Consider the following 24,239-nt stretch of genomic DNA (forward strand, 5'->3'; position numbering starts at 1 on the left):
GCATGGTTAATGAGGCGTATCTAAATCGCCTTAACGCCGGGTTTACCCTGAGCGTTCAGCGCAGTGCGAGGTGAGCGAGGTCGATCGCCTTCACCCATTCGGTCTCCGGGTAGACCATCAGCGCGCTCAGTGCGAGCGCGATGCCGTAGGGAATGCCGCTCTCCTTGGCGTGCAGTCGCGCGAGCCAGGCCTGGCCCGCGAGGCCGTAGGGCAGCGGCCATTGCCGGAACTGGAGCAGCAGCAGCGTCAGCGCGCCGCCGAACAGCGAAGCGTAGAGCAGGAAGTTCATCAGCTGGGCGAAGCCGAACCAGAGTGCGACGGAGGCCGCGACCTTGGCATCGCCGCCGCCGACCCAGCCCATCGCAAAACAGGTGAAGGCTACGGCCAGGACAAGCGTGCCGGCGCCGACATGACTGAGCATCTCGTAGGGTGCCATGCCACCGGCGAGTGCGAGCGCGAAGAAGCCCGCGACCAGCGCCAGCGACACGCGGTTCGAGATGGTCATCGTGAAGAGATCGCTCGCGGCGGCGAACGCCACCAAGGCCGGGAAGAGCAGAAGGCGCGCAAGGTCGAGGATCATGGGTTGCGTCTTGAGGCCGGGGTTCGTCGCTGGCGTCGCCCGATGCTAGCCGGCAGTGCTAAACAAACCGACAACGGCGGGGCCCGCGAGAGTCGGGCTCACCAGAGGCTGGCAATGCGCGCGGCGAGTGCGAACGTCGCAAGCAGCAGTGCAAGGCAGACCCAATAGGCCGGCGAGCCGGTCTGCGCCGCCTCCGCCTCGCTCGCCGCAACCGCGGCATCGGTTCTGTACTTGCGCAACGCCACTGGAACTCGCCGTACTCAGAAAAACAAAGGCCCCGGCGATCCGGGGCTTTTGCCGTCGCTTGTCGGTCGCTTACTTCAGCGACGTGCTGATCGAGGTGAACTTGGTGTTCAGCGTGGTGCCGAGGTTGTTGACGACGGTGATGATGGCCAGCGCGATGCCGGCGGCGATCAGGCCGTATTCGATGGCGGTAGCGCCGGATTCATCCTTGGCGAAACGCGCAATCAGGTTCTTCATGAACAAACTCCATCTGGGGTTGGATCGCCTCGTTCGGCGCTGTCTTTGACGCGATGACCATGAAAGCCGAGCTCTTTCGGTAGAGTTAATTCGATCGTGCAAACCCGATTCCTGCGCGATGCTTTTACCCAGAGTGAATTTCGCATTAACACGCCGGCCGGAATTCGCTCCGGTCCCGAACGTGCCGCAAGTGCGTCGCCGGCTTCACCCTCCCTTAAATTTCGCGGAGTAGGCGTAGGAGGACCAGCAATTCGGAAGAGAGGCGACGATGTCGAGCCTGCCCATGCAAGTCGCCCTGATGCTCGGCGAGACCATCGCGAAGGTGATCCCCATCACCCTCGCGCTCGCGGCCGTCTTCACCGTGCTCGAGCATTTCTGGGCCTGCAATCCCGGTACGCCCTGGTGGCGCAAGCGCGAGATCGTCACCGACATCTGCTACTGGTTCTTCGTTCCGGTGTTCGCCCGCACCATGCGGATCGGGCTCTTGATCGTCGGCGCGAGCCTCCTCTTCAACATCCACGATGCCGACGATCTCATCGCCTTCTACGACAATGGCCATGGCCCGCTGGCGCTGTTGCCGCTCTGGGTCCAGGCAGCTCTATTCCTGGTCCTGTCGGATTTCATGCTGTACTGGCTGCACCGGTTGTTTCATGGCGGCGAGTTCTGGAAGTATCACGCGATCCATCACTCCTCGGAGGAGATAAGCTGGATTTCGGCGGCCCGCTTCCATCCCGTCAATCTCATGCTCGGCACGATCGGGGTCGACGTCGTGCTGCTGATGGCCGGCATCTCCCCGAATGTCATGGTCTGGCTTGCCCCGTTCACGACCTTCCACTCGGCCTTCGTGCACGCCAACCTGAACTGGACCTTCGGGCCGTTCAAATACGTGCTGGCAACGCCGGTGTTCCACCGCTGGCACCACACCGCGCTCGAGGAGGGCGGCGATACCAATTTCGCCGGGACCTTCCCGCTCTGGGACGTGCTGTTCGGCACCTTCCGCATGCCGGAGGGGCAGCTGCCGCAGGATTACGGCAAGGACGAAGCGACCATGCCCAAGGAGATCGCGGGCCAGCTCGCCTATCCGTTCCGCCGCTAGAGCATGAGCCGGACAAGTGCGAAGCGATTTTCCGAAAGGATCACGCTCAAACAATAACCTGAAGCGCGATCACGATGAATCCTGACCTCATCGCGCTTTTGGGGACCTGCGAGGGCCGTAAAACGCCAGTCCGTTCAAACAATAGTCGGCGAATTTGCGGAACGTTCACGAATTGAGGGCAGGTTAGCGCGGTCGGGCACCGGCTCCGCTGTTATCTGATCGCTTCTGCCGGTTTGTGACGTCCCGGGGGTAAGAGTATGCGTAAAGAACTGCTGCGCCGCCATGCGCGCGTGTGTCTTCTGGTTGCGGCCGCGGTGCTGGCATCGCCGGCTGCCGGTCTGGCCGAATCCACCGCCGACACCATCGCCGTCAATGTCGATCAGGCCAAGCTGGTCCGGCTGCCTGGCAAGGTGGCGACCATCGTGGTCGGCAATCCCCTGATCGCCGACGTCACGCTGCAGCCCGGCGGCATGATCGTCGTGACCGGGAAGGGCTACGGCGCCACCAATTTCATCGCGCTCGACAGGGGCGGCGAGATTTTGGTCGACCGCCAGATCCAGGTCGAAGGTCCGAGCGACCGGCTCGTCACCGTCTATCGCGGGGTCGAGCGCGAGTCCTATAGCTGCATGCCGATTTGCCAACGCCGCGTGACGCTGGGCGACAGCGACGCCTTCTTCAACACCACGATGAGCCAGGCCGGTTCGCTGAGCAGCAGTGCCAGCGGCAACGCCGGCGCCAAGACTAACTAGCAAGATCAACTAGCAAGACCAACGAGCAACACCGATTGCCGGGATTGCCGGGCAGGATCGTGCGGTCCGGTCCGGACTCTCGCACCGGCGAGGAAGAATTCTCTCGGTTCTTCGAACATGAAAAAAGGCCGTGCGTCGCGCACGGCCTTTTCTGTTGCTTTGGTTCGTTCGCTCGAGCAGATCCGGACCGAAGGTCCGTTGGCTCAGCCGGCGGAGCGAAGATTGTCGGCGGCCGACTTGCCGGACCGGCGATCGGCCACGATCTCGTAGGAGATCTTCTGGCCTTCGCGCAGCGTGCCGAGGCCGGCGCGCTCGACGGCGCTGATGTGCACGAACACGTCCTTGCCGCCGTCGTCGGGCTGGATGAAGCCGAAGCCCTTGGTCGCGTTAAACCACTTCACGGTTCCCATGCTCACGGGGGTAGTTCCTTCTCAGATAACACAATGTAAGAGCCCGCTCGCGCGGGCAGGTTAGATCGAATTTCTGGAAGGGTCGTCAGCGTGTCTGAACCGGCTGTACCGGTGGATGCCAATGTCGTCCGGCCGAAAATCGATTAATTCATTTTATTGGAAATGGGGCTTCAAAACAATCCTGACGCGCACGATTTTTTGATCCGCCGCGACGTGCGCGGCAGATCAGCATACAGGTCAGCATTTTAATTCCGCGCTTGCGCGCGGAATGGTCGTTCGCCGCTTAGCGGCGACGGAACTGGCCACCGCGCTGCGCGCCACCCCGCGGCGGTCCGCCGGATGTTGCGGGACGTTCGTCCTTGTGGCGGAAAATCAGCCGGCCCTTCTCAAGATCGTAGGGCGACATCTCCACCGTCACGCGGTCGCCCGCGAGCGTCTTGATGCGGTTCTTCTTCATCTTGCCGGCGGTGTAGGCAACGATCTCGTGTCCGGCATCGAGCTGCACGCGGTAGCGGGCGTCGGGGAGGATTTCGGTGACCAGTCCTTCGAACTGGATCAGCTCTTCCTTAGCCATGAATGTCTCCAGGTCGTGGACGGCTAGTGCGAATAGGGTTTGCGGGTCGATTGGCCGTTCGGCCGACTCTCGCGGCGCAAAAAGGCAACGCCTTGTATCCCATCAGACGTCCCAGCGCTATGCGCGGAACGCTGTTCCGGACGGTCGGCCGGCGAAGAATGCATCTTGCCGCCGGAGCGGCGGCGACGAGACCCCTTTGAGGCCTTCGGGCCGCTGCCAGGCCTTCCTTCAACATGCCTTCCGTCGACATGGCGCGCGTCGCCATGCCGGCCTTCACCGGGCCGTCCATCGCCCTGCTTGCCGGCGCTGTGGTGGCGTCCGTCGCCATGCCTTTCGTCGGCACGCCGTCCGTCACCGTGCCGCCCCTCACCATGTCTTGCGCCTTGCGGGCGCTGGCCCGGGCGGCCCGGCCGGCCCTGTCGTTGCTGCGACGGGGGAGGACCTGCATCGCGGCGACCGGCATCGGTGCGGAGGTCTTCACGCGGCAGCGCCACCTTGATCAGCCGCTCGATGTCGCGGAGATAGCTGAGCTCCTCGCCGCCTGCGACCAGCGAGATCGCGGTGCCCTCGGCGCCGGCGCGCGCGGTGCGGCCGATGCGGTGGACGTAAGTCTCGGGCACGTTGGGCAGGTCGAAATTGATGACGTGGGTGATGCCGTCGACGTCGATGCCACGGGCGGCGATGTCGGTGGCGACCAGCGTGCGGATGTCACCGGAGCGGAACTGGGCGAGCGTGCGCTCGCGATGGTTCTGCGACTTGTTGCCGTGGATGGCGCTGGCGGCAATGCCGGCCTTCTCGAGCGTCTTCACGACCTTGTCGGCGCCGTGCTTGGTGCGGGTGAAGACCAGCGCGCGGTTGATCGGCTCGTCCTTCAGGAGCTTGGTCAGGAAGGCGGGCTTGGCCGAGAAGTCGACCTGGAGGATACGCTGGTTGATCCGCTCGGCGGTCGAGGAGACCGGGGTCACCGCGACACGGGCGGGATCACGCAGCATGGAGTCGGCGAGCTCGGCGATGTCCTTGGGCATGGTGGCCGAGAAGAACAGCGTCTGCCGCTTGATCGGCAGCTTGGCGACGATCTTCCGGATGTCGTTGATGAAGCCCATGTCGAGCATGCGGTCGGCCTCGTCGAGCACGAGGAATTCGACGCTGCCAAGCTTCAGCCCGTTGCTCTGCACGAGGTCGAGCAGGCGGCCGGGGGTGGCGACCAGCACTTCGACGCCCTGCATCAGCGAGCGGACCTGACGGCCCATCGGCACGCCGCCGATGGCGAGCGTCGAGGACAGGCGGATGTGGCGGCCATAGGCGTTGAAGCTGTCGAGGATCTGGCCGGACAGCTCGCGGGTGGGCGACAGGACCAGGACGCGGGTCGTCTTCGGCTGCGGCTTGATGCGATGCTCGAGCAGGCGGTGCAGGATCGGCAGCGCGAAGGATGCGGTCTTGCCGGTGCCGGTCTGGGCGATGCCGACGACGTCGCGGCCGGTCAATGCCGTGGGAATGGTCTGGGCCTGGATGGGGGTGGGGGTGACGTAGTTCTCTTCGGAGAGAGCACGCGCGATCGGTTCGGCGAGGCCGAAGTCCTGAAACGAAGTCAAAAGATGGGTTCTTTCCATGTCAAAAGCGGGCGCCCGGCGCATTCAGCGCGGCGCACGCAAACGGGTGTCGAGAAGACACCTGCGTGTTTAGGGTGTCGGATGGCTTGGGAGAATGGGGCAAGCCAGAGGCCCGTAGAGGGCTTAAGAACACGCGGCTCGCAACGACCCCTTGATTCGCAAGAGGTCTCGACCGTTCATATGGAACATTGAGCGGGCGCTTTCAAGGCACGCTGGCCCGAAACGGCGATTGCAGTGCAGAAATAGTTATGCCGGAAATTTAGACAGAAGTATCGTTTTGCTCAAAAAATGCACTGTCTGCCGTATTAGCATACAATTTATTTGCCCAAGTCTTGAGCAAACAGACTGCGGCGAAATTTCGATTTTTGCCAGTTTTTCGAATGAAACCAATGGCTTGGTGTGTACATAGCCCATGGCATGGTTCTTGCGATTCCGTTAACCGCAGGCGGCCGTGGGGCCGTTTCGCAGCGTTTTCACGTCTGCGTCAGGGAGATGATACACAAATGCTTACCAAATCCACTCACGATATAGCGGCGTCATTTAGCCGCCGCGGCGTGCTCGCCGCGACCGCCGGACTGATGCTCGGTCTGGCCTCCATTTCCGGCGCGAAGGCCGCGGACGACACCATCAAGGTCGGTGTGCTTCACTCTCTCTCGGGCACCATGGCCATCAGCGAAACCACGCTGAAGGACACCATCCTCTTCCTGATCGACGAGCAGAACAAGAAGGGCGGCGTGCTTGGCAAGAAGCTCGAAGCCGTCGTCGTCGATCCCGCTTCGAACTGGCCGCTGTTCGCCGAAAAAGCCCGCGAGCTGATCACCAAGGACAAGGTCTCGGTCGTGTTCGGCTGCTGGACCTCGGTGTCGCGCAAGTCGGTGCTGCCGGTGTTCAAGGAGCTGAACAACATCCTGTTCTACCCCGTGCAGTACGAGGGCGAGGAGAGCGAGCGCAACGTGTTCTACACGGGTGCTGCGCCGAACCAGCAGGCGATCCCCGCCGTCGACTACCTGATGAAGGACGAGAAGGTGAAGCGCTGGGTGCTCGCGGGCACCGACTACGTCTATCCGCGCACCACCAACAAGATCCTGGAAGCCTATCTGAAGTCGAAGGGTGTCGCCCAGGAAGACATCATGATCAACTACACGCCGTTCGGTCACTCCGACTGGCAGACGATCGTGGCCGACATCAAGAAGTTCGGCTCGGCCGGCAAGAAGACCGCGGTGGTCTCGACCATCAACGGCGACGCCAACGTTCCCTTCTACAAGGAGCTCGGCAACCAGGGCATCAAGGCGAAGGACATCCCGGTGGTCGCGTTCTCGGTGGGTGAGGAAGAGCTCGCCGGCATCGACACCAAGCCGCTGCTCGGCCATCTCGCCGCCTGGAACTACTTCCAGTCGATCAAGTCGCCGGAGAACGAGAAGTTCATCAAGGCGTGGCAGGCCTACACCAAGAATCCGAAGCGCGTGACCAACGATCCGATGGAGGCGCACGTGATCGGCTTCGACATGTGGGTCAAGGCGGTCGAGAAGGTGAAGTCGACCGATCCGGACAAGGTGATCGACGCTCTCCCGGGCATCGAAGCCAAGAACCTGACCGGCGGCACCTCCAAGATGCTTCCGAACCACCACATCACCAAGCCGGTGTTCATCGGCGAGATCAAGGCGAACGGTCAGTTCGACGTGGTCTGGAAGACCCCGGGTCTTGTCGCTGGCGACGCCTGGTCGAAGGAGCTCGACGGCTCCAAGGACCTGATCGGCGACTGGGTCGGCAAGAAGTGCGGCAACTTCAACACCAAGACCAACAAGTGCCTGGGTTCGGGCTCCTGATCCCGGCCTGACCGATCTTTGCACGCGACCGGAGAAGGCGGCGATCCCGCCGCCTTCTCCACCCATTTCTGCCGGGGTCATTCACAGTGCCAGCCAATTTGTCCGCCCGCCTCTGTTCGCTCCTGCTCTCGTTATTCCTGATCGCGTTCGCACTGCCGGCCTTCGCCGGTCCGTTCGAGGATGCGGTCGCCAAATTCGCCAACGATGATTATTCCGACACCGAAGAGGCGATCGGCGTGGTCGCGAGCAGCGGCAATCCGCTGGCCTTCCCCATCATCAGCGCGCTCCAGGACGGCCGCCTCATGGCCGATCCGGACAGCAAGAAGGTCTACGTCACCGGCGCCGACGGCAAGTCGATCGATGCGGCGACCGGCCAGTCCGTCGCCAGCGTTCCCGACAGTGCGAGCGCGGTCCGCCTCAACAACCGTCTGCGCCGCAGCGTCGATGCCGCAGTCGGCAGCCTGACGCTTCAGTCGCCGGATGTCGGAACGCGCCTCCAGGCCGCGCAGTCCGTCTTCAAGTCGCATGAGGAGACCGCGCTCGAAGCCGTCGATGCCGCGCTCGGCAAGGAAACCAACAAATCCGTCAAGGCTGCGCTCGGCGACGCCCGCGCGGCGATCCTGCTGTTCAAGTCCGATGCCACCGAGGTCGAGAAGCTCGAGGCCGTCGCCACCCTCAAGGCGCGCGGCGACCAGGAGGCGATGGCACTGCTCACCGGCATGGGCGACCAGCCGGCCTCGGTGACCAAGGCCGCCGCGAGCGCGATCGGCTCGATCCAGAGCTCGCTCGCGGTCTGGTCCACGGTGCAGAATGCCTGGTACGGCCTCTCGCTCGGCTCGGTGCTGCTGCTCGCGGCGATCGGTCTCGCCATCACCTTCGGCGTGATGGGCGTCATCAACATGGCCCATGGCGAGATGGTGATGATCGGGGCCTACACCACCTTCGTGGTGCAGGAGGTGATCCGCACCCGCTATCCCGGCCTGTTCGACTATTCCTTGCTGATCGCCGTGCCGCTCGCCTTTCTCGTCGCCGGCGCGATCGGCGTTCTGATCGAGCGCAGCATCATCCGCTTCCTCTACGGCCGTCCGCTGGAGACGCTGCTGGCGACCTGGGGCCTGTCGCTGGTGCTCCAGCAGGCGGTTCGCACCATGTTCGGCCCGACCAACCGCGAGGTCGGCAATCCCTCCTGGATGAGCGGCGCCTTCGAGCTCGGCCAGATCACCATCACCTATAACCGGCTGTGGATCCTCTGCTTCACGCTCGCCGTGTTCGCGGTCCTGCTCGCGATGCTGCGCTACACCGCGCTGGGCCTGGAGATGCGCGCCGTGACGCAGAACCGCCGCATGGCGGCCTCGATGGGCATCGCCACCTCGCGTGTCGATGCGCTCACCTTCGGCCTCGGTTCTGGCATTGCCGGCATCGCCGGCGTGGCGCTGTCGCAGATCGACAATGTCAGCCCCAATCTCGGCCAGAGCTACATCATCGACAGCTTCATGGTCGTGGTGTTCGGCGGGGTCGGCAATCTCTGGGGCACGCTGGTCGGCGCCTTCACACTCGGCATCGCCAACAAGTTCCTGGAGCCGGTCGCCGGTGCCGTGCTCGGCAAGATCGCCATCCTGGTTCTCATCATCCTGTTCATTCAGAAGCGGCCGCGCGGCCTGTTCGCGCTCAAGGGCCGTGCGGTGGAAGCATGAGCCCTCACATGCTGACGCGATCGCTGGACCGCAGCGCGACGATCTTCCTGCTGGTTGTCGCCGCGCTGGGCGTGCTGATCCCGTTGTCCAACCTGCTGCTGCCCGCGGGCTCGTTCCTGCAAGTGCCGACCTATCTGGTCGCGCTCTGGGGCAAATATGTCTGCTACGCCATCCTGGCGCTCGCGATCGACCTGATCTGGGGCTATTGCGGCATCCTCTCGCTCGGTCACGGCGCTTTCTTCGCGCTCGGCGGCTACGCGATGGGCATGTACCTGATGCGGCAGATCGGCACCCGCGGCGTCTACGGCAATCCGATCCTGCCCGACTTCATGGTGTTCCTGAACTATTCGAAGCTGCCCTGGTACTGGTACGGCTTCGACATGTTCTGGTTCGCCGCGCTGATGGTGCTGGTCGTGCCCGGCCTGCTCGCCTTCTGCTTCGGCTGGCTCGCCTTCCGCTCCCGCGTCACCGGCGTGTACCTGTCGATCATCACGCAGGCGATGACCTATGCGCTGCTGCTCGCCTTCTTCCGCAACGATTTCGGCTTCGGCGGCAACAACGGCCTGACCGACTTCAAGGACATCCTGGGCTTCAACGTGCAGGCCGAAGGCACCCGTGCCGCGCTGTTTGCGCTGAGCTGCCTGGCGCTGATCCTGGGCTTCCTGATCTGCCGCGCCATCGTCTCGTCCAAGCTCGGCAAGGTGCTGATCGCGGTGCGTGATGCGGAATCGCGCACCCGCTTCCTCGGCTACCGTGTCGAATCCTACAAGCTGTTCGTGTTCACGGTGTCGGCCTGCATGGCCGGCGTCGCCGGCGCGCTTTACGTGCCGCAGGTCGGCATCATCAATCCGAGCGAATTCGCACCGGGCAATTCGATCGAGGCGGTGATCTGGGTTGCGGTCGGTGGCCGCGGCACGCTGGTGGGCGCGGCGCTCGGCGCCGTCGTCGTCAACTACGCAAAGACGTTCTTCACCTCGGGCATGCTGGCGCCGTACTGGCTGTTCATGCTCGGCGCGCTGTTTATTCTGGTGACGCTGCTGCTGCCCAAGGGCATCGTCGGCACCTTCAACGCCTGGTGGGACTCGTCGAACGAGAAGCGTCCCGCCGCGACCACGGCGAGCGCCGCGGCCGAGGACGGCGTCACCGAAACCAAGATGGCGGAGGAGGCGCAATGAACGTCATGGACACCCGCTCGACCTCCGCAATGCTCTATCTCGACGGTGTGCACGTCTCCTTCGACGGCTTCCACGCCATCAACAATCTGTCGCTGACGCTCGAACCCGGCGAGATGCGCGCCATCATCGGCCCGAACGGCGCCGGCAAGACCACGATGATGGACATCATCACCGGCAAGACCAAGCCGGACGAGGGCACCGTGCTGTTCGACGGCGTCACCGACCTGACGCGGCTGGACGAGACCCGCATCGCCGAGCTCGGCATCGGCCGCAAATTCCAGAAACCGACCGTGTTCGAGAGTCAGACCGTGCAGGACAATCTGCTGCTGGCGCTCAATGTCGACCACAGCGTCAAGGGCACGCTGTTCTGGCGCGGCAGCAAGGCCGAGTCCGAGCGCATCGACAAGGTGCTGGAGACGATCCGCCTCACCGAGGCGCGCAATCGGCTGGCCGGCAGCCTCAGCCACGGCCAGAAGCAATGGCTCGAGATCGGCATGCTGCTGGCGCAGGATCCGAAGCTGCTGCTCGTCGACGAGCCCGTCGCCGGCATGACCGACGTCGAGACGCATCTTACGGCCGAGCTGCTGAAAGAGATCAACAAGACCCACACCGTCATGGTGGTCGAGCACGACATGACGTTCGTGCGCGAGCTCGGCGTCAAGGTGACCTGCCTGCACGAAGGCACGGTGCTCGCGGAAGGAACCATCGACCAGGTCTCGTCCAACGAGCGGGTCATCGAAGTCTATCTGGGACGCTGAGCCATGCTTGAGGTCAAGGACATCAACCTGTTCTACGGCGCGGCGCAGGCGCTGCGCGGCGTCTCGATTGCGGCCGAGCCCGGCAAGGTGACTTGCGTGCTCGGGCGCAACGGCGTCGGCAAGACCTCGCTGCTGCGGGCCATGGTTGGGCAATATCCGATCTCCTCGGGCGCGATCGTGTTCGACGGCAGCGACATCACGGGCCTCAAGCCTTATGAGCGGGCGCGCAAGGGCATCGGCTTCGTGCCGCAGGGCCGCGAGATCTTTCCGCTGCTGACGGTCGAGGAGAATCTCAAGACCGGCTTCGGTCCGCTCAAGCGCGAGGACAAGCACATCCCGGACGACGTGTTCTCGCTGTTCCCGGTGCTGCAATCCATGCTCGGCCGGCGCGGCGGCGACCTCTCCGGCGGCCAGCAGCAGCAGCTCGCGATCGGGCGTGCGCTGGTGATGCGGCCGAAGCTGCTGCTGCTCGACGAGCCGACCGAGGGCATCCAGCCTTCGATCATCAAGGACATCGGCCGCGCCATCTCCTACTTGCGCAACCTCGGCAACATCGCCATCGTGCTGGTCGAACAATATCTCGACTTTGCCTGCGAACTCGGCGACAGTTTCGCCGTGATGGATCGCGGCGCGGTGAAGTTCACTTGCGACCGCACCAATCTCGACGCGAGCGAGATCAGCCGTCAGATGGCTCTGTAAGCCATTTGTGCCGCGACCGGCTGGGGAGGCGGATGCGCAGCGAACTATCAGTCACGTCCACCATATTCGAGGCCAATCGCGCCCGCGGCGCGGTCAGGTTCGACGTGCACGCGCGCGACGGCGTGACGCGGCGCGGTGCGTTGCATGAATCCGGCTCGCTGCGTGTGCGCTTTCCTTCGCCGGAGGATGAAGGGCTGTCCGGCGTGTTCGTCAACACGGCCGGCGGCGTTGCCGGCGGCGATCGCTTCGATGTCGAGATATCGGCGGCCGATGCCGCGCGGCTGACGCTGACCACGGCGGCCGCGGAGAAGGTCTATCGCGCACAGGGCCCGGCGGCGGAGCTCAATATCGCCCTGAAGGTCGGCGCAGGCGCGCATCTGTCCTGGCTGCCGCAGGAGACCATCCTGTTTGATCGTGCCCGTGTCCATCGTCGCTTCGACATCGCGCTCGATGAGGCGGCCTCGCTCCTGCTTTGCGAGATCGTGGTGTTCGGACGCACTGCGATGGGTGAGCGGATGGAGCAGGGCGAGTTCGTCGACCGCTGGCGGCTCTCCCGCGGCGGCCGGCTGGTCTTTGCCGAGACCGTCAGGCTCGACGGCAATATCGGCGCGAAACTCGCGAGGTCCGCGGTGGCCAAGGGGGGCGCGGCGATCGGCACGGCCTTGATCGTGCCCGGCGATGAGGCGCTCATCGAGCGCATTCGGCAGGCCTCGGAATCCTTCGCCGGCGAGGTCGGGATATCGGCCTGGAATGGCTTTGCAATGGCGCGGTTCTGTGCCCAAGATGCGGCGCGCTTGCGCGCCGACATGATGGCGGTGCTGGCGCGCACTGGTGCGGCGTTGCCGCGACTGTGGTTGAATTGACGTGTTGAACGGAAGAGATTTCGCATGAACCTGTCTCCCCGCGAAAAGGACAAGCTTCTGATCTCGATGGCGGCCATCGTGGCGCGCCGCAGGCTGGACCGCGGCGTCAAGCTCAACCATCCCGAAGCGATCGCGATCATCTCCGATTTCATCCTCGAAGGCGCCCGCGACGGCCGCACCGTGGCCGAGCTGATGCAATCCGGCGCGCAGGTGCTGACCCGCGACCAGGTGATGCCGGGCATTCCCGAAATGATCCACGACATCCAGGTCGAGGCGACGTTCCCGGACGGCACCAAGCTCGTCACGGTGCACGAGCCGATCAGGTGATTCAAATTCGTCATTCCGGGGCGCCCGCAGGGCGAACCCGGAATCCAGAGATTGTTGATCGAGATTCCGGGTTCTCGCTCCGCGAGCCCCGGAATGACGGAGGAAGACAGACATGATCCCCGGCGAACTCTTCATCCAGGACGGCGAGATCGAGCTCAATGCCGGCCGCAGGACCGTGACGCTCACGGTCGCCAACACCGGCGACCGTCCGATCCAGGTCGGCTCGCACTACCATTTCTTCGAGACCAACCCGGCGCTGAAGTTCGACCGCAAGAAGGCCCGCGGCATGCGCCTCGACATCGCCGCCGGCACCGCCGTCCGCTTCGAGCCCGGCCAGACCCGCGACGTCCAGCTCGTCGCGCTCGCCGGCAAGAAGACCATCTACGGCTTCCGCGGCGACGTGATGGGGAAGCTGTGAGTGTAAACTGAGGCGCGCGGCGTGATCCACAGTGAGGTGAGCACAATGGTCAGGCTCCCTCCCCCCTTGCGGGGGAGGGCTGGGGAGAGGGGTATGCCACACGACGAGGTCTCTCCGTTACAAAGAACCCGCGCCAAGCGATTGAGGCGCGAGATGACCCGCGCGGAGACGTTGCTGTGGCGTCACCTCAAAGCTCATCGTCTGGCTCGCCTCGGTTTTCGCCGGCAGGCTCCGATGGGTGCGTATATCGCCGATTTCGTGGCGCATTCGTGCAAGCTGGTGGTTGAGGTCGATGGCGAAAGCCACGATTTCGAGGAGCGTCTCCGTAAGGACGCACAACGCGACGAGTGGTTCGCGTCTCGGGGCTATCGCGTGTTGCGTTTCACCAATGAGGACGTGCTGAGAAATCTGGAAGGTGTGGCTCTCGCCATCCTTCAGGCAGCGGAGCCCGGAGCACCCCCCTCCCTGACCCTCCCCCGCAAGGGGGGAGGGAACGGTGAAAGCGGTGCCTCCGATGGCCCGAAGGAGGCGTGAGCATGCTGCCCGCCGTCCGCCTCATCTCGGAAGCTGCTGAGCTGGCCGCGCGCCGGCACAACGGCATGGCGCGCAAGGGGCGGGGGAACGAGCCTTACATCAATCATCTGGCTGAGGTCGCGAACCTGCTTGCGGCGGCAACCGATGGGGCCGATGCGGAGCTGGTCGCGGCCGGCTGGCTGCATGATACGATCGAAGACACCGACACCACGCGCGAGGAGCTGGCGGAAAAATTCTCCGACCGTGTCGCTTCCCTCGTCGTCGAGTGCACCGACGATATGAGCCTGCCGAAGGCCGAGCGGCGGCGTCTGCAGATTGTCGATGCGCCGAAGAAATCGGCCGGTGCAAAACTGATCAAGATCGCCGACAAGATCAGCAATATCGGCGCACGCGTTCATTCCGATCCGACTGCAGAGGAACGAGACGATCTGGCCGACTACGCCGGCTGGGCCGAGCAGGTGGTCGCCGGCTGTCGTGGCGGCAACTCGTGGCTCGATAGAAGATTCGACGATGTCGTAAAAGCAGCGAGGGCTTTGCTGTGAATAGCCAAAAATTCAAACGCAAACGGGGCTTGTGATGTCCGTCAAGATAAAGCGTTCCGTCTATGCCGACATGTTCGGCCCGACCACCGGCGACAAGGTGCGGCTCGCCGACACCGATCTCATCATCGAGGTGGAGAAGGATTTCACCGTCTATGGCGAGGAGGTGAAGTTCGGCGGCGGCAAGGTGATCCGCGACGGCATGGGGCAGTCGCAGGTGACCAACAAGCAGGGCGCGGCCGACACCGTCATCACCAATGCGCTGATCGTCGACCATTGGGGCATCGTGAAGGCCGACGTCGCGATCAAGGACGGCATGATCTCCGCGATCGGCAAGGCCGGCAATCCCGACATCCAGCCGGGCGTCACCATCATCATCGGCCCCGGCACCGACGTGATCGCCGGCGAGGGCAAGATCCTCACCGCCGGCGGCTTCGACAGCCACATCCATTTCATCTGCCCGCAGCAGATCGAGCACGCGCTGATGAGCGGCGTCACCTCGATGCTGGGCGGCGGCACCGGTCCCTCGCACGGCACCTTTGCGACGACCTGCACGCCGGGCCCGTGGCACATGGGGCGGATGATCCAGTCGTTCGACGCGTTCCCGGTCAATCTCGGCATTTCCGGCAAGGGCAACGCCTCGCGCCCCGCGCCGCTGGTCGAGATGATCAAGGGCGGCGCCTGCGCGCTGAAGCTGCACGAGGATTGGGGCACCACGCCGGCCGCGATCGACAACTGCCTCTCGGTGGCCGACGATTACGACATCCAGGTCATGATCCACACCGACACGCTGAACGAATCCGGCTTCGTCGAGGATACGATCAAGGCGTTCAAGGGGCGAACCATCCACGCCTTCCACACCGAAGGCGCCGGCGGCGGTCACGCCCCCGATATCATCAAGGTCGCGGGGCTGAAGAACGTGCTGCCGTCATCGACCAATCCGACGCGGCCGTTCACCCGCAACACCATCGACGAGCATCTCGACATGCTGATGGTGTGCCACCACCTCGATCCCTCGATCGCGGAAGATCTGGCGTTCGCCGAAAGCCGTATCCGGAAGGAGACAATCGCGGCCGAGGACATCCTGCACGATCTCGGCGCGCTCTCGATGATGTCCTCGGACTCCCAGGCCATGGGCCGCCTCGGCGAGGTCATCATCCGGACCTGGCAGACCGCCGACAAGATGAAGAAGCAGCGCGGGTCGCTGCCGCAGGACAAGGGCAAGGACAACGACAATTTCCGCGTCAAGCGCTACATCGCCAAATACACGATCAACCCCGCGATCGCCCATGGCGTCTCGAAGCTGATCGGCTCGGTGGAGAAGGGCAAGCTCGCCGATCTCGTGCTGTGGTCGCCGGCCTTCTTCGGCGTCAAGCCGGACTGCATCGTCAAGGGCGGCACGATCGTCGCCGCGCCCATGGGCGATCCCAACGCCTCGATCCCGACGCCGCAGCCGGTGCACTACCAGCCGATGTTCGGCGCCTTCGGCAAGGCACGCACGGCGTCTTCCGTGGTGTTCACCTCCAAGGCCGCGATCACCGGCGGGCTGGCGCGCAAGCTCGGCATCGAGAAGAAGCTCTATGCCGTCCAGAACACCCGCGGCAGGATCTCCAAGAAGAGCATGATCCACAACGACGCCACGCCCAATATCGAGGTCGATCCGGAGACCTATGAGGTCCGCGCCGACGGCGAGCTCCTGACCTGCGCGCCCGCCGAAGTGCTGCCGATGGCGCAGCGATATTTCATGTACTGAAATAGCGCCCCGGTCCCCGGAGCCTGTCCGGGGACGGTTTTACGGTGTTGCGTTCGATCCCGCCTGGTCTAATGTCCCGCCCGGTATCTTGAACCCAGAAGAAAAGCCGGGAGGATTTCTCGTGATCTACGTCGTTGCCACCTTGACCATCAAGCCCGAGACGCGCGCCGAATTCATTGCAGCCGCCACCGCCTGCATCAAGGAGACGCGGAAAGAGCCCGGCAATATCGCCTATGATCTGCATGAGAGCGTCACCGATCCGACCAAGATGGTGTTCGTCGAGCAGTGGGAGAATGCCGAGGCGCTGGTGCCGCACCGTGGCATGGAGCACATGAAGACGTTCGGCCGCGTTGCGGTGAAATGCTTCACGGCGCCGCCGAAGATCGAAGTGATCACGCCCGAGAAGGTCGAGACACGGTAACAGGGTAGAAGCCAATGATCCGGGCGACGCAGGTTAGAGGACAGCACCGCTTCACCGAAGCACCAGTGGACACGGTCGTGCTCGATTTCGACGATCGGCACCGCCGCCGCATGGCGATGACGGGGACGCGGGGGCTCGAATTCCTGCTCGACCTCGAAAACGCCGTTGCACTGCGCGGCGGCGATGCGCTGGTACTGGAGGACGGCCGGCTGGTCGAAGTGGTTGCGGCGCCCGAGCCGCTGCTGGAGATCCGCGGCCGCGATCCGCACCACCTCATCCGCGTCGGCTGGCACCTCGGCAACCGTCACCTGCCGACGCAGATCATGGCCAAAGCCTTGCGTATCCGCCGTGACCACGTCATCGAGGCCATGGTGAAGGGGCTCGGCGCGCGTGTCGTCGAGATCGAGGCGCCGTTCGATCCCGAAGGCGGCGCCTACGCCGACGCCGGTCATGCGCACGGGCATGATGACCATGCGCATCATGATCACGGTCATCACCATCACGATCATGGCGACCATCATCATGATCACCACGGCCATGATCATCATGGCCACGATCACCATGACCATGATCATGATCATGCCGCGCATGACCATGGGCACGATCACCATCATCACGACGAGCATTGCGACCATCCCGACCACCACCACGGCCACAAGCATGCTCATGACCACAAATGAGCCGGTCAATGCCGGTGACCTCGCCGCGCGCGAGGCGGCGGCGCTGTACCGGCTGATGACCTGGCTGTCGCCGGCGTTCCCCGTCGGCGGCTTCTCCTATTCCAGCGGTATCGAATGGGCGGTCGAGGCGGGCGATATCACCGACACGGCGACGCTCGTCGACTGGCTCGATGCGATGCTCGGTGATGGTTCGGGCTTCTGCGATGCGACGTTTCTGGTCCAGGCCTATCGCGCCACCGAAGCGGGCGAGGAGGCCGCCTTGCGCGACATCGCTGAGCTCGCGAGCGCCTTCGTGCCGTCGCGCGAGCGGCAGCTCGAGACCAGCTCGCAGGGCCGCGCCTTCATCGACATCGCCCGCGCCGCGTGGGATGCGGAGGGGCTGGATGCCATGGTTGCGGCATGCCGCACGCCATTGGTCTATCCCGTCGCGGTCGGTGTTGTCGCCGCAATGCACGGCGTTCCGCTGGCGCCGACGCTGCACGCCTTCCTGCACGCTGTGGTCTCGAACTGGATTTCCGCGGCCAGTCGCCTCATTCCGCTCGGCCAGACCGACAGCCAGCGCGTGCTGGTGCGGCTGGAAGCTGCGGTTGCCGCGACCGCCAACCGTGCGCTGAGCGCGACGCTGGACGATCTCGGCAGCGCGACGTTTCGCGCCGACCTCGCCAGCCTGCGGCACGAGACGCAGTATACGCGGCTGTTTCGGTCGTGAGCGTGCGGCACCACTCGCAGCCGTCGTCCTGGCGAAAGCCAGGACCCATAACCACAACTGCCTGTGGTCATGCGCGGCTGTGGCCCCGGCTTTCCGCGACAACGAACTTCGGTGGTAATGGGTCCTGGCCTTCGCCAGGACGACGATAGGAAAGAAGCTATGGCTACGTCTCACGGCCCCTTGCGTGTCGGCGTCGGCGGTCCGGTCGGATCGGGCAAGACCGCGCTGATGGATCTGCTCTGCAAGACCATGCGCGAGCGCTACGACATCGCCGCGATCACCAACGACATCTACACCAAATGGGATGCGGAATTCCTGGTGCGTTCGGGCTCGCTGACGCCGGATCGCATTGCCGGCGTCGAGACCGGCGGCTGCCCCCACACCGCGATCCGCGAAGACGCCTCGATGAACCTGGCAGCGGTCGCGGACATGCGCGCGAAATTCCCCGGCCTCGACCTCGTGCTGATCGAATCCGGCGGCGACAATCTCGCTGCCACTTTTTCCCCGGAGCTGGCCGACCTCACCATCTACGTGATCGACGTGGCGGCCGGCGACAAGATCCCGTCCAAGGGCGGCCCCGGCATCACCCGGTCCGACCTCCTGGTCATCAACAAGATCGATCTTGCGCCCCATGTCGGCGCTTCCCTGGAGAAGATGGAGACGGATGCCAAGCGGATGCGCGGCGCGCGCCCCTTCGTCATGACCAACCTGAAGAAGAGCGAGGGGCTCGATCGCATCGTCGGCTTCATCGAGGCCAAGGGCGGCCTGAAACGGGCGGGCTGACGGACGCGACGACTTGGCACAGGCGTTTTCCGCCGTTAACGCCTGAGGCAGGACCGTACCTGCGGAACAAATTCCGGACACGGCGATTGGTTACCTCCGGTACCCGGGGCAAATCCACTCCGGCCGGACGACCGGCCGGCCGGGCGCATTAAGCTTTTCAGGCGACCCAAGTTGCGTACTGATGCCTCCTCCTCCATTATCTCCGCCATCGGGGTTCACCCCGTTTCGGCACATGGCCGTTCGAGCGGCGTTCATATGCTCCGTGTTTATTGCCGACCTCCTGCTTCCGTCTGAGTAGTCGCGTGGTCCGGCTGGGTTTCATCATCGGCTTCATTGCACTGCTCGGAGCCTTGCTTTCCGGGCTTGCCGCCTATCGCGTCCACGACCAGGAGCTGGCGCTGGACCGGATCGCGCTCGCGCGTGCGATCGACGTCCATGCGAGCCTGGTGCAGGACCGGCTGACCGAGCGCGAGCTGCTCGCGCGTGTCGCCTCCGGCCTGTTCCGCGCGCCATCGGTGCTCAAGCCCAACATGCTGGAGCCGCTGCGCTCGGCGATCTACGCCTTCAAGACCGATTTCGTGGTGGCCGGCTGGGTCGCCCGGCTCCAGCCGAACGAGCTCGCTGCGGCGCAGGTGGCAATCGCGGCGGCCGGCTTCCCGAAGCCGCAGATCCGTGACTACAGCGACAAGCCCATCGCCCCCGCGAGCCTCACCCATCCGATCGACGTGCTGATGGACCTCGAGCCGCGCAGCGACGAGACCAAGGCGCTGCCCGGCCGCAGCTATGACCAGGACCCGGTGCGCAGCGCGATGCTCGCCCGGGCCCGGATCGAGAAGCGGTCGGTTGCTTCCGACCCGGTGCCGCTGCTGCGCGGGAATGGTCCGATCGGCATCATCGTGGCTGCTCCCGTGATTCCCGAGGGGGCAACGGAGCCGGCCGGGTTCGTCACATTCTCCTACGAGCTCGCCTCGCTGATGCTGACCAATGACGACATGTCGTTGTTCTCGGTCGCGCTCAAGGATCCACGCAAGGACGGCGGCGAGCTCGTCGCCAATGACCAGGGCGTGGTCTCCACGCGCATGACGGCGGCGGACGGCCCGCTGCCATCGGCGACGCGCACCGTGAGCTTCGGCGGCCGCGACTGGCAGCTCGGCTATTACGCCAAGACCAATTCGGCGCGGCGTGCCGAGCAGACTGCGGTCATCGTGGCGGCGATCGGCTTTGCGATCACCGCGATGGTGTGCGGCCTGTTCGGCTATGTCGCCTACAACAATTTGAGGCTCAGCCGGGAAATCCAGGTGCGGATCGGCTTCGAGCGCCGCCTGACCGCCGTCATCGACGAGCTCAACCACCGGGTCAAGAACATCCTGGCGGTGATCCAGTCGATCGTGACGCGCACGCTGCGCCACGGCTCGGACATCGACATCGCGCGCGAGCTGCTGATCGGCCGCATCCACGCCATGTCCAACGTGGTCTCGCTGCTCAGCGAGAGCCAGTGGCAGGGCGTCAAGCTGAAGGGCCTGTTCGAGGCGCGCGCCATTCCGCATGCGGACCGCATCGCCGTCACCGGTCCTGACATCGCGGTCAGCGCGCGCGCGGCGCAGAGCCTGTCACTCCTGTTCTTCGAGCTCGCCTCGCATTCGGACGAAGGCTTGTCGCTGGTCGGCAAGCATCCGCACATCACGGCCAACTGGACGGTGACGGGCGAGGAGTCCGATGAGGTCTTCCATTTCCGCTGGGAGGAGTTCAACACCAGCGAGGCGACGCGCCGCCCGGATTCGGATTTCGGCCTGATCCTGCTCGACCGCGTCGCGCCCGAAGCGCTCGGCGGCACCGCCAAGCGCTACTTCACCGACGTCTCCTACGTCTACGAGCTGACCGCTCCGATGGAGACGGTCGTCGACATGACCGAGCGCGACCGCACGGACAAGCTCTCGGCCCCGGTGAGGCCTGTGCGATAAACCTCGTGCACTTCAGCTCGAGGTCGGTCGAGCAGCGATTGCGGTCATCTCGAGCTTGACGCCTGAACCGAGATCGGCCACGCCGACGACGGCGCGTGCCGGCAGATGGGCTTCGGCAAAGTGCGCTTTCCAAGCCGCATTGAACGCAGCCTTCTCGCCAAGATTCGTAACGAAGATGGTCACCTGCAATACGTTGGCCAGGTCGGATCCAAGAGTCTTCAGCAGACGCGACAATTGGCCAAGCACATCGTTTGCCTGACCTGACATGTCTAGGCTCGTGTCCTCGGCGACGATTCCGCCGATGTAAAGCACGCCTCCATGCTCGACCACTTCGTGGAGCAATCCTTCGTATGGCAAGATGCGTTTGATCATGATGAGACTGATGCTCCTCTGGGAAAAGACGTGAGATGTCCGCGCGTTCTTGTCACCAAGGCGTGGAACTTGAGTCGGGGACGGACGGCAGGCATTTTCAGCGTCTGATCTAGCCCTTCGGTCGCAATACGAGATCGACCAGATTGCGTGCGTAAGCCGGCGTGATCGGCGCGATGCCGAAGACGTAGCGATAGAACAGGCCGCCATAGATCGCGTCGTAGAGGTCCTCGGGCGCCCCCTCGGCCAGGATGCTGCCGTCCTTCTGCCCCGCGGCGATCATCTCCACCAGCGCGTCGCGGCGGAATTGCAGGTAGCGTGCGTAGAACAGCTCCGCCGAGCCGGTCTTGGAGATGCATTCGGAGATGACGGCGAGCTGCACCTTGCCGAACTCGCCCTGGAGCGCCTCGGCATAGGCCGCGGCGTGGCGGCGCGCGCGTGCCGCGGGCGTGCCGGAGCTCACCGGGGGCAGCGGCAGCATCTGCGCGGCATGGTGGAGAAAGGCGTCGATCAGCAGCGCCTCGCGCGACGGCCACCATTTGTAGATCGTCATCTTGGAGACGCTGGAGTGGCGCGCGACCGCATCGATGGTGGTGGCGGCAAGGCCGGTGGCGGCCATCAGCGCGTAGGCGCTTTCGAGGATGGCGTTGGTGGTCTCGATCGACCGCGGCCGCCCGCGCCGGGGCGTGCTGTCAGCCTCTTCACCCCCGCCTTTCGCCATCGCCACGCCAAGTCTCCTCACGCAGAGTCCCTCCGCATAGCGCAGCCACAGGTCTCGGCCTAGCAGAATCGCACGATTATGTTGTCAGGTCTGCTGCCGCAAGGCCGCAGGCAGGTCCTGCCGTTTCGACCAGGTGATGTAATAGGCGACCGCGATCATCGCGGCGAAGCCAACGATGCTCACCGCCACCTGCATCACCACCAGGTTCGGCCCGGTGATCAGGAGGAGATGGCCGGCGAAGGAGAGGAACACCGCGACGCAGAACACGGCGAGCCATTCCTCGCCGCATATGATCACCGCGTGAAGCGGCCGCCATTTCAGGCCGGGATGATCGGCCGGAATGAGATGGGTCGCAATGAGCGCGAGCGCGAGGAAGTGGACCACGCGATAGAGCGCGAGGTTTTCCTTGTCGGTCGGCGCGATGCTGTTGAGAAGGAGGTCCGGCACATGGGCAGACAGCGCCGGCGAATGGCGCATCAGGGTGACGGCCATCGCGAAGACGAGGTAGGCGCCTGCGAGGATCCGCAGCCAGGACATGCCACGCAGCGCACGGCCGGCGGCGCCAGTCACGGCGAACCAGCCGCCCAGCACCATCAGCATCTGCCAGCACAGCGGATTGAAGGTCCACTCCTGGTCCGGATAGACCCGGAAATTCCAGTCGAACCAGCGCGCCGCGACGTACAGCCCGACCGATGCCGCCAGCGTCAGGTTCGGCCGTCGCAGCAGCCCCCACAGCACGAACGGAAAGAACGCCATCAGCGGGATCATCAGTTGCAGGAGGTCGAGGTTCAGCGGCTCTTCCTGGAGCACCAGGCCACGGACCAGGATGCGCAGCGGGTGCTCGAGAATGCCTGAGATGTTGTATTCGTGGATGATCTCCGGCGCCATCGATTGCGAGGCGACGTAGGCGATGGCGTCGATGTAGATCACGAACAGCACGACATAGGCGGCGTAGAGCCGCCAGACGCGGCGAAAGACGCGCGTTGCCGCGACGACGTAGCCGCGCTCCAGCGCCATCCTGCCGTGGATGATGGCGACGCCGTAGCCCACCACGAACACGAACAGGTCGGCGGCGCCGCTGAAGCCGAAATTGCGCAGCGTCAGCAGGTTGACGACGTTGTTCGGGATGTGGTCGACGAACACCGACCAGTTGGCGATGCCGAGCGTCAAATACAGCCTGGCGTCGTGATGGAATGCGGCGAGGTTCGCCTTGACGGACGGGTTCATTGCGAAAATGACTTTTGGAATCACGGGCGCTGCTTTTAGCGGCAACGGCCTGCCTATCCGAGTAGCGTTTGCGTGAGTAGGTCAGGTTTGTCCCGACTGGCGAAAAATTACGCAAGGCGCGCCGGTGCGTTCGCGTGGCCGCCCTTAGCCCGTTTGAGACGCAATTTTTGCAAAGAACGAGGATCTGCCCTGCGGTCGCGGCCCGCGCCTCCGAAGTCGGCGCCCCCTGGCGGCGTGAGATTCACCGTCCGCGCGCTCGGACCCCCTCCATGATCGCCCTACCGGCAGCTGGGGATAACTCGAATCGGGCGTGGTGCCCGTACCGTTACTCGGCAGGTTCAGCCGACGCCTCGTCGGATACGCCGGCCCGGCTCGCCATGATTCCGAGTGCGAGGCCGCCGATCGCCAGGATCGGCAACAGCCGCTTGACCCCGATGGCGCGAACGATCTGGAGTCCCGTGGCGAGCAGCACGGGATCGGTGAGCATGCTCGAGGCCGCCGACTTCGCCGCGCGCTCGGCCGCGATTTGGGCGCGCTTCTGCACCTCGCGCTTGTAGCCCCAATAGGTGCCCGCCGCGGTGAGCGTCAGCAGGAAGAAGATGCCGGCGCCGGCGAGGCAGGCCTGCACCGGGCCGTATTTTTCCAGCACCGAGATGAACGCGGCCGCGCAAAGAAAGCACGTCGTGATGAAGAGCGCGAATGCGGCGCCTGCGGCGAGCGACGTCAGGCGGACCGTCGTCCCCGTCGATGCGCTGATGCCGTCGATAATGCGCTGAAACATCCCTTGCTCCTCAATCCCCCACAAGCCTGAGCGACGGCGGCCACGCAGCCGCGATCTCAGGGTTCGTCCCGCGCTTTACCGGCGCCAGGCGACGCCGATCAGGAAGCCGATGCCGAGCGCGATACCGACGGTCGCGAGCGGCCGCGCGGTGATGGCGTCTTCCAGCGTCTCCTCGATCGAGCCATAGGCATCCTGCGCCGCGCCCATCATCGCGCTGCCGCGCTCGGACATGTCGTCGAGCGTCGAATCCACGTTCTCGCGCGCCTGCTTGTAGCCGCGCCGGGCCTGCTTTCCGGCCGAATTGGCGAAGGTATTGAGCGCGTCGGTTATCTGGTCGGTGAGGGCGGCGATATCGTTTTTCACGGCTGCTACATCCTTCTCGAGGCGTTCTGCGGTGGCTTTGTCGATCCAGTCTCTTATCCTGGTGTCGCCGTCGGCTATTGACATCGCAAACTCCGAACTGTTGGCGGTGAGATGGGCGGAAAACGTTTCGTCGTGACGG

General features: G+C 64.3%; 29 protein-coding genes. 18 read left to right on the forward strand and 11 right to left on the reverse strand.

Annotated features, from left to right (window positions below; translation table 11 throughout):
- Nucleotides 1–55: 55 nt before the first annotated feature.
- From BM118_RS17185 to BM118_RS17190, 3 genes are all read right to left on the reverse strand, one after another.
- On the reverse strand, nt 56–580 hold the full coding sequence (locus tag BM118_RS17185) for an A24 family peptidase (RefSeq protein WP_092186698.1): 525 nt from the start codon (nt 578–580) through the stop codon (nt 56–58).
- Between the two features lie 98 nt (nt 581–678).
- Complete coding sequence (locus tag BM118_RS41455; RefSeq protein WP_177234305.1) at nt 679–819, reverse strand: hypothetical protein; 141 nt, start codon at nt 817–819, stop codon at nt 679–681.
- A 76-nt stretch (nt 820–895) separates the two neighbouring features.
- The gene (locus BM118_RS17190) at nt 896–1,060 is read right to left on the reverse strand and encodes a Flp family type IVb pilin (protein WP_027544253.1); all 165 of its coding nucleotides are present in this window, start codon (nt 1,058–1,060) and stop codon (nt 896–898) included.
- A 268-nt stretch (nt 1,061–1,328) separates the two neighbouring features.
- Here BM118_RS17190 and BM118_RS17195 point away from each other — a divergent pair, with 268 nt between their 5' ends.
- Both BM118_RS17195 and BM118_RS17200 read left to right on the forward strand, forming a co-directional pair.
- The gene (locus tag BM118_RS17195) at nt 1,329–2,156 is read left to right on the forward strand and encodes a sterol desaturase family protein (RefSeq protein ID WP_092186699.1); all 828 of its coding nucleotides are present in this window, start codon (nt 1,329–1,331) and stop codon (nt 2,154–2,156) included.
- Between the two features lie 257 nt (nt 2,157–2,413).
- The gene (locus BM118_RS17200; RefSeq protein ID WP_092186700.1) at nt 2,414–2,905 is read left to right on the forward strand and encodes a pilus assembly protein N-terminal domain-containing protein; all 492 of its coding nucleotides are present in this window, start codon (nt 2,414–2,416) and stop codon (nt 2,903–2,905) included.
- Nucleotides 2,906–3,108: 203 nt separating this feature from the next.
- On the opposite strand, the gene BM118_RS17205 is transcribed toward BM118_RS17200, so the two are convergent.
- From BM118_RS17205 to BM118_RS17215, 3 genes are all read right to left on the reverse strand, one after another.
- Nucleotides 3,109–3,321, reverse strand: coding sequence for a cold-shock protein (locus BM118_RS17205; RefSeq protein WP_011084262.1), 213 nt, complete (start codon nt 3,319–3,321; stop codon nt 3,109–3,111).
- Nucleotides 3,322–3,598: 277 nt separating this feature from the next.
- The gene (gene infA / locus BM118_RS17210) at nt 3,599–3,889 is read right to left on the reverse strand and encodes a translation initiation factor IF-1 (RefSeq protein WP_011084263.1); all 291 of its coding nucleotides are present in this window, start codon (nt 3,887–3,889) and stop codon (nt 3,599–3,601) included.
- A 23-nt stretch (nt 3,890–3,912) separates the two neighbouring features.
- Entirely contained in the window at nt 3,913–5,523 is a 1,611-nt protein-coding gene (locus tag BM118_RS17215; protein ID WP_092186701.1) for a DEAD/DEAH box helicase, read from the reverse strand.
- Nucleotides 5,524–6,002: 479 nt separating this feature from the next.
- Here BM118_RS17215 and urtA point away from each other — a divergent pair, with 479 nt between their 5' ends.
- From urtA to BM118_RS17295, 16 genes are all read left to right on the forward strand, one after another.
- Nucleotides 6,003–7,325, forward strand: coding sequence for an urea ABC transporter substrate-binding protein (urtA, locus tag BM118_RS17220; protein WP_025576786.1), 1,323 nt, complete (start codon nt 6,003–6,005; stop codon nt 7,323–7,325).
- An 86-nt stretch (nt 7,326–7,411) separates the two neighbouring features.
- A complete protein-coding gene (gene urtB / locus BM118_RS17225; RefSeq protein WP_092186703.1) occupies nt 7,412–9,019 on the forward strand; it encodes an urea ABC transporter permease subunit UrtB in 1,608 nt (535 codons plus the stop codon).
- Complete coding sequence (gene urtC, locus BM118_RS17230) at nt 9,016–10,194, forward strand: urea ABC transporter permease subunit UrtC (RefSeq protein ID WP_092186704.1); 1,179 nt, start codon at nt 9,016–9,018, stop codon at nt 10,192–10,194. Before urtB ends, urtC begins: the two co-directional genes overlap by 4 nt.
- Nucleotides 10,191–10,952, forward strand: a complete 762-nt coding sequence (gene urtD, locus BM118_RS17235) for an urea ABC transporter ATP-binding protein UrtD (RefSeq protein WP_092186705.1) — start codon at nt 10,191–10,193, stop codon at nt 10,950–10,952. The genes urtC and urtD overlap by 4 nt, the downstream gene beginning before the upstream one ends.
- A 3-nt stretch (nt 10,953–10,955) precedes the next feature.
- A complete protein-coding gene (urtE, locus tag BM118_RS17240; RefSeq protein ID WP_025576656.1) occupies nt 10,956–11,651 on the forward strand; it encodes an urea ABC transporter ATP-binding subunit UrtE in 696 nt (231 codons plus the stop codon).
- 32 nt (nt 11,652–11,683) lie between these two features.
- On the forward strand, nt 11,684–12,514 hold the full coding sequence (locus tag BM118_RS17245; protein WP_092186706.1) for an urease accessory protein UreD: 831 nt from the start codon (nt 11,684–11,686) through the stop codon (nt 12,512–12,514).
- A gap of 24 nt (nt 12,515–12,538) precedes the next feature.
- Complete coding sequence (locus BM118_RS17250) at nt 12,539–12,841, forward strand: urease subunit gamma (RefSeq protein ID WP_007605424.1); 303 nt, start codon at nt 12,539–12,541, stop codon at nt 12,839–12,841.
- A 112-nt stretch (nt 12,842–12,953) separates the two neighbouring features.
- Complete coding sequence (locus BM118_RS17255) at nt 12,954–13,259, forward strand: urease subunit beta (RefSeq protein WP_092186707.1); 306 nt, start codon at nt 12,954–12,956, stop codon at nt 13,257–13,259.
- A gap of 93 nt (nt 13,260–13,352) precedes the next feature.
- Nucleotides 13,353–13,793 (forward strand): endonuclease domain-containing protein, encoded by a 441-nt coding sequence (locus BM118_RS17260; RefSeq protein ID WP_177234390.1) that lies wholly within the window; start codon nt 13,353–13,355, stop codon nt 13,791–13,793.
- A 2-nt stretch (nt 13,794–13,795) separates the two neighbouring features.
- Nucleotides 13,796–14,335, forward strand: a complete 540-nt coding sequence (locus tag BM118_RS17265) for an HD domain-containing protein (RefSeq protein WP_092186709.1) — start codon at nt 13,796–13,798, stop codon at nt 14,333–14,335.
- Nucleotides 14,336–14,369: 34 nt separating this feature from the next.
- On the forward strand, nt 14,370–16,085 hold the full coding sequence (gene ureC / locus BM118_RS17270; RefSeq protein WP_038965370.1) for an urease subunit alpha: 1,716 nt from the start codon (nt 14,370–14,372) through the stop codon (nt 16,083–16,085).
- Between the two features lie 121 nt (nt 16,086–16,206).
- Nucleotides 16,207–16,506, forward strand: a complete 300-nt coding sequence (locus BM118_RS17275) for a putative quinol monooxygenase (RefSeq protein ID WP_092186710.1) — start codon at nt 16,207–16,209, stop codon at nt 16,504–16,506.
- A 14-nt stretch (nt 16,507–16,520) separates the two neighbouring features.
- Nucleotides 16,521–17,186, forward strand: a complete 666-nt coding sequence (gene ureE, locus BM118_RS17280) for an urease accessory protein UreE (protein WP_092186711.1) — start codon at nt 16,521–16,523, stop codon at nt 17,184–17,186.
- Nucleotides 17,167–17,895: an urease accessory protein UreF gene (locus tag BM118_RS17285; protein WP_092186712.1), complete on the forward strand. Its 729-nt coding sequence runs from the start codon at nt 17,167–17,169 to the stop codon at nt 17,893–17,895. The genes ureE and BM118_RS17285 overlap by 20 nt, the downstream gene beginning before the upstream one ends.
- 159 nt (nt 17,896–18,054) lie before the next feature.
- Nucleotides 18,055–18,678, forward strand: coding sequence for an urease accessory protein UreG (gene ureG / locus BM118_RS17290; RefSeq protein ID WP_092186713.1), 624 nt, complete (start codon nt 18,055–18,057; stop codon nt 18,676–18,678).
- A 302-nt stretch (nt 18,679–18,980) separates the two neighbouring features.
- Complete coding sequence (locus tag BM118_RS17295) at nt 18,981–20,639, forward strand: CHASE domain-containing protein (RefSeq protein WP_092186714.1); 1,659 nt, start codon at nt 18,981–18,983, stop codon at nt 20,637–20,639.
- Nucleotides 20,640–20,651: 12 nt separating this feature from the next.
- Here BM118_RS17295 and BM118_RS17300 read toward each other — a convergent pair whose 3' ends face one another.
- The 5 genes from BM118_RS17300 to BM118_RS17320 form a co-directional block, all read right to left on the reverse strand.
- The gene (locus BM118_RS17300; RefSeq protein WP_011084278.1) at nt 20,652–21,011 is read right to left on the reverse strand and encodes a RidA family protein; all 360 of its coding nucleotides are present in this window, start codon (nt 21,009–21,011) and stop codon (nt 20,652–20,654) included.
- A 109-nt stretch (nt 21,012–21,120) separates the two neighbouring features.
- Nucleotides 21,121–21,729: a TetR/AcrR family transcriptional regulator gene (locus BM118_RS17305; protein ID WP_177234442.1), complete on the reverse strand. Its 609-nt coding sequence runs from the start codon at nt 21,727–21,729 to the stop codon at nt 21,121–21,123.
- Nucleotides 21,730–21,813: 84 nt separating this feature from the next.
- Nucleotides 21,814–22,956: an OpgC domain-containing protein gene (locus BM118_RS17310; protein WP_092186716.1), complete on the reverse strand. Its 1,143-nt coding sequence runs from the start codon at nt 22,954–22,956 to the stop codon at nt 21,814–21,816.
- A gap of 325 nt (nt 22,957–23,281) precedes the next feature.
- Nucleotides 23,282–23,737 carry a hypothetical protein gene (locus BM118_RS17315; protein WP_177234391.1) on the reverse strand — a complete coding sequence of 152 codons (456 nt, stop codon included), beginning with the start codon at nt 23,735–23,737 and terminating at the stop codon, nt 23,282–23,284.
- 75 nt (nt 23,738–23,812) lie between these two features.
- Entirely contained in the window at nt 23,813–24,184 is a 372-nt protein-coding gene (locus BM118_RS17320) for an ElaB/YgaM/YqjD family protein (protein WP_177234443.1), read from the reverse strand.
- Nucleotides 24,185–24,239: the final 55 nt, after the last annotated feature.

The organism is Bradyrhizobium sp. cf659, from assembly GCF_900113725.1.
Lineage (GTDB): Bacteria > Pseudomonadota > Alphaproteobacteria > Rhizobiales > Xanthobacteraceae > Bradyrhizobium.

Excerpts from the sequence above, each read along its gene's own strand:
- BM118_RS17245 (WP_092186706.1), top strand. The coding sequence starts at position 11,684 with ATGCGCAGCGAACTATCAGTCACGTCCACCATATTCGAGGCCAATCGC.
- urtE (WP_025576656.1), top strand. The coding sequence starts at position 10,956 with ATGCTTGAGGTCAAGGACATCAACCTGTTCTACGGCGCGGCGCAGGCG.
- BM118_RS17250 (WP_007605424.1), top strand. The coding sequence starts at position 12,539 with ATGAACCTGTCTCCCCGCGAAAAGGACAAGCTTCTGATCTCGATGGCG.
- BM118_RS17305 (WP_177234442.1), bottom strand. The coding sequence starts at position 21,729 with ATGGCGAAAGGCGGGGGTGAAGAGGCTGACAGCACGCCCCGGCGCGGG.
- ureE (WP_092186711.1), top strand. The coding sequence starts at position 16,521 with ATGATCCGGGCGACGCAGGTTAGAGGACAGCACCGCTTCACCGAAGCA.
- urtC (WP_092186704.1), top strand. The coding sequence starts at position 9,016 with ATGAGCCCTCACATGCTGACGCGATCGCTGGACCGCAGCGCGACGATC.
- infA (WP_011084263.1), bottom strand. The coding sequence starts at position 3,889 with ATGGCTAAGGAAGAGCTGATCCAGTTCGAAGGACTGGTCACCGAAATC.
- ureG (WP_092186713.1), top strand. The coding sequence starts at position 18,055 with ATGGCTACGTCTCACGGCCCCTTGCGTGTCGGCGTCGGCGGTCCGGTC.
- urtA (WP_025576786.1), top strand. The coding sequence starts at position 6,003 with ATGCTTACCAAATCCACTCACGATATAGCGGCGTCATTTAGCCGCCGC.
- BM118_RS17265 (WP_092186709.1), top strand. The coding sequence starts at position 13,796 with ATGCTGCCCGCCGTCCGCCTCATCTCGGAAGCTGCTGAGCTGGCCGCG.
- BM118_RS17185 (WP_092186698.1), bottom strand. The coding sequence starts at position 580 with ATGATCCTCGACCTTGCGCGCCTTCTGCTCTTCCCGGCCTTGGTGGCG.
- BM118_RS17195 (WP_092186699.1), top strand. The coding sequence starts at position 1,329 with ATGTCGAGCCTGCCCATGCAAGTCGCCCTGATGCTCGGCGAGACCATC.
- BM118_RS17255 (WP_092186707.1), top strand. The coding sequence starts at position 12,954 with ATGATCCCCGGCGAACTCTTCATCCAGGACGGCGAGATCGAGCTCAAT.
- BM118_RS17190 (WP_027544253.1), bottom strand. The coding sequence starts at position 1,060 with ATGAAGAACCTGATTGCGCGTTTCGCCAAGGATGAATCCGGCGCTACC.
- BM118_RS17310 (WP_092186716.1), bottom strand. The coding sequence starts at position 22,956 with ATGAACCCGTCCGTCAAGGCGAACCTCGCCGCATTCCATCACGACGCC.
- ureC (WP_038965370.1), top strand. The coding sequence starts at position 14,370 with ATGTCCGTCAAGATAAAGCGTTCCGTCTATGCCGACATGTTCGGCCCG.
- BM118_RS17200 (WP_092186700.1), top strand. The coding sequence starts at position 2,414 with ATGCGTAAAGAACTGCTGCGCCGCCATGCGCGCGTGTGTCTTCTGGTT.
- BM118_RS17215 (WP_092186701.1), bottom strand. The coding sequence starts at position 5,523 with ATGCGCCGGGCGCCCGCTTTTGACATGGAAAGAACCCATCTTTTGACT.
- BM118_RS17260 (WP_177234390.1), top strand. The coding sequence starts at position 13,353 with ATGCCACACGACGAGGTCTCTCCGTTACAAAGAACCCGCGCCAAGCGA.
- urtD (WP_092186705.1), top strand. The coding sequence starts at position 10,191 with ATGAACGTCATGGACACCCGCTCGACCTCCGCAATGCTCTATCTCGAC.
- BM118_RS17285 (WP_092186712.1), top strand. The coding sequence starts at position 17,167 with ATGCTCATGACCACAAATGAGCCGGTCAATGCCGGTGACCTCGCCGCG.
- BM118_RS17320 (WP_177234443.1), bottom strand. The coding sequence starts at position 24,184 with ATGTCAATAGCCGACGGCGACACCAGGATAAGAGACTGGATCGACAAA.
- BM118_RS17315 (WP_177234391.1), bottom strand. The coding sequence starts at position 23,737 with ATGTTTCAGCGCATTATCGACGGCATCAGCGCATCGACGGGGACGACG.
- BM118_RS17300 (WP_011084278.1), bottom strand. The coding sequence starts at position 21,011 with ATGATCAAACGCATCTTGCCATACGAAGGATTGCTCCACGAAGTGGTC.